Origin of the sequence: Pseudomonas sp. P7779 (genome assembly GCF_013386315.1) — a bacterium.
Taxonomy (GTDB): Bacteria; Pseudomonadota; Gammaproteobacteria; order Pseudomonadales; family Pseudomonadaceae; genus Aquipseudomonas.
Genome location: NZ_JACARZ010000153.1, coordinates 1 through 3992, shown reverse-complemented (window position 1 = coordinate 3992; position 3992 = coordinate 1). Strand labels below are relative to the sequence as shown.

Here is a 3992-nt window from a genome sequence, read left to right as displayed (position 1 = left end):
AAGGCTCGGCAGCTGCTACGCACAACCATTCCTCAAGAGGGCGGGCTGTTGCTTTTTCCACACTCGTCCCGGCCACTGTGGTTTTTTCATCACTGCCAAGGCCTGTGATGCCCGCAAACGCGGCCCGTCGCCCCATGGCACAGCCCTTGCTAAATCCCTGACAAAACCTTAGCCAAGGAGTCTCCATGCGCCCTTTATCTTTTCGCCGTGTCCTTTCATACCTGGGACTTGGCGCCGTGCTGCTGGCCGGCACCGCTCAGGCGCAACCCCATGACGGCGGGGTGCTGAACCTGGTGGCCCAACCCGAACCGCCGTCGCTGATGCACGGCGTGGTCAGCCACGTGTCCACCCAGTACGTCAGCGGCAAGATCCTCCAGGGCCTGCTGACCTTCGACACCGACCTGAAACCCAAACCGGTATTGGCCAAGGCCTGGACCGTTTCCCCCGATGGCCTGACCTACACCNNGTGGTGTTCAGCTTCCAGACCTTCTACCCCGAAGTGGACAAGCGCCTGGGCGGGGTCTTCACCGAGTACGTCGACAGCATCACCGCCAAGGACCCGCTGCAGGTGGTGTTCCAGCTCAAGAAACCCTTCGCGCCGTTGCTCTCGGCCCTGGGCAGCGGGCTGCGGCCTGTGGTGCCCAAGCACCTCTACGAGAACACTGACTTTCGCAACAACCCCTATAACCTCAAGCCTGTCGGCACCGGCCCGTTTGTGTTTGTGGAGTGGAAACGCGGCGCCTATATCAAGCTGGCAAAGAACCCCGATTACTGGAAAAAGGGCCTGCCACACCTGGATGCGATCATCTTCCACGTGATCCCGGACGGCTCGTCCCGCGCTGCGGCGTTCGAGCGCAACGACGTGCAGGTGCTGCGCAGCGGTGATGCCGACTATTCCGACCTCAAGCGCCTGACCGCCTTGCCGGACGTGCAGTCGTCGGAAAAAGGCTGGGAGCTGTATTCCGGCCTGGCCTTCCTGCAGATCAATACGCGCAAGCCGCCGCTGAACAACCCCAAGGTGCGCCAGGCGATCCTGTATGCGCTCAACCGCCAGTTCATCGTCGACAACATCTTCTTCGGTTCGGGCAAGGTTGCCCCCGGCCAGTTCGTGTCCACCTCGCCGTACCACGACCCGCAATTGCCGCAGTACACCTATGACGTGAAAAAAGCCAAGGCGCTGATTGCCGAGTCCGGCGTGGACGTGGGCGCCGTGCGGATTCGCCTGCTCAACGGCGAGAAGGGCGGTGCCTGGGAGCGCCTGGCCGAATACACCAAGCAAGCCCTGCAGCCGCTGGGCTTCAAGGTCCAAGTGGTGACGTCCGACGCCGCCACCTGGTTCCAGCGCGTCAGCGACTGGGACTTCGACCTGACCTACAACTTCATCTTCCAGATCGGCGACCCGTACCTGACCAACGCCTACCTGTACCGCTCCGACTACATCCTCAAGACTTCGCCATTTGCCAACGTCAGCGGCTACAACAGCCCCGAGGCCGATGCCCTGTGGACCCAGGTCGCCAACACCCCGGAAGGCCCGGAACGCACCAGGCTCTATAGCCAGTTGGAAAACGTGCTGAACACCGACCTGCCGATCGCGCCGATCTTCGAAATGCGCTACCCGACACTGTTCCACAAAGAGGTGAAAAACCTGCTGCAAACCGCCACCAGCCTTAACGAAGACTACGAAAGCGTCTACCTCGACGCGCTTGCACCATGAACGGGTTGCTGTATTTCAGCGGTCGCCTGCTCAAGGCACTGTTAATGATTGTGGCGGTGCTGGTGCTGGGCTTTTTACTGATCCGCCTGGCGCCGGGTGACCCGGCGCTGCTGTTGGCCGGCGAGGCGGGGGTGGACGATGTGCAGTTCATCGAACACCTGCGCCAGACCATGGGCCTGGACAAGCCGTTGCTCACGCAGTTGCTGATCTACCTGGGCAATATCGCCCATCTGGACCTGGGTTATTCCTACCGCAACCAGACCTCGGTGTGGTCGCTGATTGCCGAGCGCTTGCCGGCAACACTGGCCCTGATGGGCTCGGCATTTTTGCTCTCGTCGGTGCTTGGCGTCACCCTGGGGACGTTGGCCGCCCGGGCCCGACAGAAGCGTCACTGGCTGGATGGCGTGATCTCCCACGGCGCATTGCTGCTGTATGCGATGCCGCCATTCTGGCTGGCGATGCTGCTGATCCTGTTGTTCTCCGTCAGCCTCGATTGGTTGCCGGCGTTTGGCATGGAAACGGTGGCACAGGACTTTTCCCTGCTCGACCGGCTCAAGCACCTGCTGCTGCCGTGCGTGTCGTTGAGCGTGCTGTTTCTCGCCTTGTATATCCACCTGACCCGCGCCGCCGTGCTCGACGCCCTTGGCCAGGAATACGTGCGCACCGCCCACGCCAAGGGCCTGCACCCGCGGCGGATTTTGTACGTGCATGTGCTGCGCAATGCGCTGTTGCCGGTGGTGACCTTTGCCGGTTTGCAACTGGGCCAGTTGGCCAGCGGCGCGTTGCTGGTGGAGGTGGTGTATTCCTGGCCGGGGATTGGTCGCTTGATGTACGACTCGCTGGCCCAGCGTGACTACGGCGTGTTGATGGGCGGTTTCCTGGTGATCTCGATTCTAGTGGTGGGCTTTAACGTGTTGACCGATGTGATCTGTCGTTTTCTCGACCCGCGTATCGGTGCAGGAGTGCAAGGCTGATGCTGGTTTTCCGACGTTTTGTGCGCCAGCCTGCGGCGTTGATCGGTGCGCTGTTTTTGCTGCTGCTGACGCTGTTGGCGATCGCCGCCCCCTGGCTGACCAGCAGCTCGCCATGGGAGATGAACAGCCCGCCGATGCTCGCGCCATTCCACGACCCGGCCCATTGGCTGGGCAGTGACCTGCTCGGTCGCGACCTCGCCAGTGGCCTGCTGTACGGCGCGCGGGTGTCCCTGGCCGTGGGGGCGCTGGCCAGCCTGGCGACCCTGGTGGTGGGCCTGCTGGTCGGCGCGGTCGCCGGCTATTTCGGTGGCTGGCTCGACGGTGTGCTGATGCGCATTGCCGAGTTCTTCCAGATCATTCCGCAACTGGTACTGGCGGTGATCCTGGTGGCGATCCTTGAGCCGTCCCTGTTCTCCATCGTGCTGGCCATCGCACTCGTAGCGTGGCCGGCGGTGGCGCGGTTGGTGCGCAGTGAGTTCCTGACCCTGCGCCAGCGCGAATTCGTGCAGGCCGCGCGGGTGCTGGGGCAGTCGCCGCTGGGGATCATCGCCCAGCAGATCCTGCCCAACGCCCTGGCGCCGCTGCTGGTGACCATGACCTTTGTCATGGCCACGGCGATCCTCACCGAAGCGGCCCTGGCGTTTCTCGGCTTGAGCGACCCGGAAGCCATGAGCTGGGGCTACATGATCAATGCCTCCCGTGGCTTGCTGCGGGACGCCTGGTGGATGAGCTTTCTGCCGGGGTTGGCGATTGTGCTGTGCGTGCTGGCGGTCAATCGAGTCGGTGAAGGTTTGCGTGTGGCCTTTGAGCCCGGGAGGTCGCTATGACGTTGTTGAGTGTTGAACATTTGCGTATCGCCTTGCCGGCCGGTGCGGACCGCAGCCATGCGCTGTATGACCTGTCGCTGCAACTGAACCGTGGCGAATGCTTGTGTGTGGTGGGTGAATCCGGTTCCGGCAAGTCAATGCTGGCCAAGGCTTTGCTGCGCCAGTTGCCGGCCCCGCTGAAGGTGGAAAGCGGGCGCCTGGTGTTTCGCGACGAAGACCTGGCCGATCGCAGCGAAGAGGCCATGCGCCAACTGCGCGGGCGGGATATCAGCATGGTATTCCAGGAGCCCATGAGCGCCCTCAACCCACTGTTGCGGGTGGGCCAACAGATCGATGAAACCCTGCGCGCCCATGGCGTGGCGGCGGCACGGGTGCGGCGTCAGCGGGTGGTGGATTTGCTCGGTTATGTCGGCTTGCCCGACCCTGAGCGCTTGCGACTGGCGTATCCGTTTGAACTGTCTGGCGGGCAGCGTCAGC

At 62.8% G+C, this 3992-nt stretch carries 5 protein-coding genes; 4 read left to right on the top strand and 1 reads right to left on the bottom strand.

Annotation, left to right across the window (positions count from 1 at the left end; translation table 11 throughout):
- Positions 1 to 215: 215 nt before the first annotated feature.
- Positions 216 to 341 (bottom strand): hypothetical protein, encoded by a 126-nt coding sequence (locus tag HX869_RS31930; protein ID WP_256736805.1) that lies wholly within the window; start codon positions 339 to 341, stop codon positions 216 to 218.
- Positions 342 to 466: 125 nt separating this feature from the next.
- Between HX869_RS31930 and HX869_RS30140 the strand changes: the two genes are divergently transcribed.
- The 4 genes from HX869_RS30140 to HX869_RS30125 form a co-directional block, all read left to right on the top strand.
- On the top strand, positions 467 to 1714 hold the full coding sequence (locus HX869_RS30140; protein WP_372865726.1) for an ABC transporter substrate-binding protein: 1248 nt from the start codon (positions 467 to 469) through the stop codon (positions 1712 to 1714).
- Positions 1711 to 2688, top strand: a complete 978-nt coding sequence (locus HX869_RS30135; RefSeq protein ID WP_087693384.1) for an ABC transporter permease — start codon at positions 1711 to 1713, stop codon at positions 2686 to 2688. The genes HX869_RS30140 and HX869_RS30135 overlap by 4 nt, the downstream gene beginning before the upstream one ends.
- A complete protein-coding gene (locus HX869_RS30130; protein ID WP_134326222.1) occupies positions 2688 to 3515 on the top strand; it encodes an ABC transporter permease in 828 nt (275 codons plus the stop codon). Before HX869_RS30135 ends, HX869_RS30130 begins: the two co-directional genes overlap by 1 nt.
- The coding region (locus HX869_RS30125) for an ATP-binding cassette domain-containing protein (RefSeq protein WP_178904102.1) at positions 3512 to 3992 on the top strand (481 nt) is incomplete at its 3' end. The genes HX869_RS30130 and HX869_RS30125, both read left to right, overlap by 4 nt.

What these genes read in the sequence shown, in the direction of transcription:
- HX869_RS30135 (WP_087693384.1), top strand. Translation starts at nt 1,711, where the DNA reads ATGAACGGGTTGCTGTATTTCAGCGGTCGCCTGCTCAAGGCACTGTTA.
- HX869_RS30130 (WP_134326222.1), top strand. Translation starts at nt 2,688, where the DNA reads ATGCTGGTTTTCCGACGTTTTGTGCGCCAGCCTGCGGCGTTGATCGGT.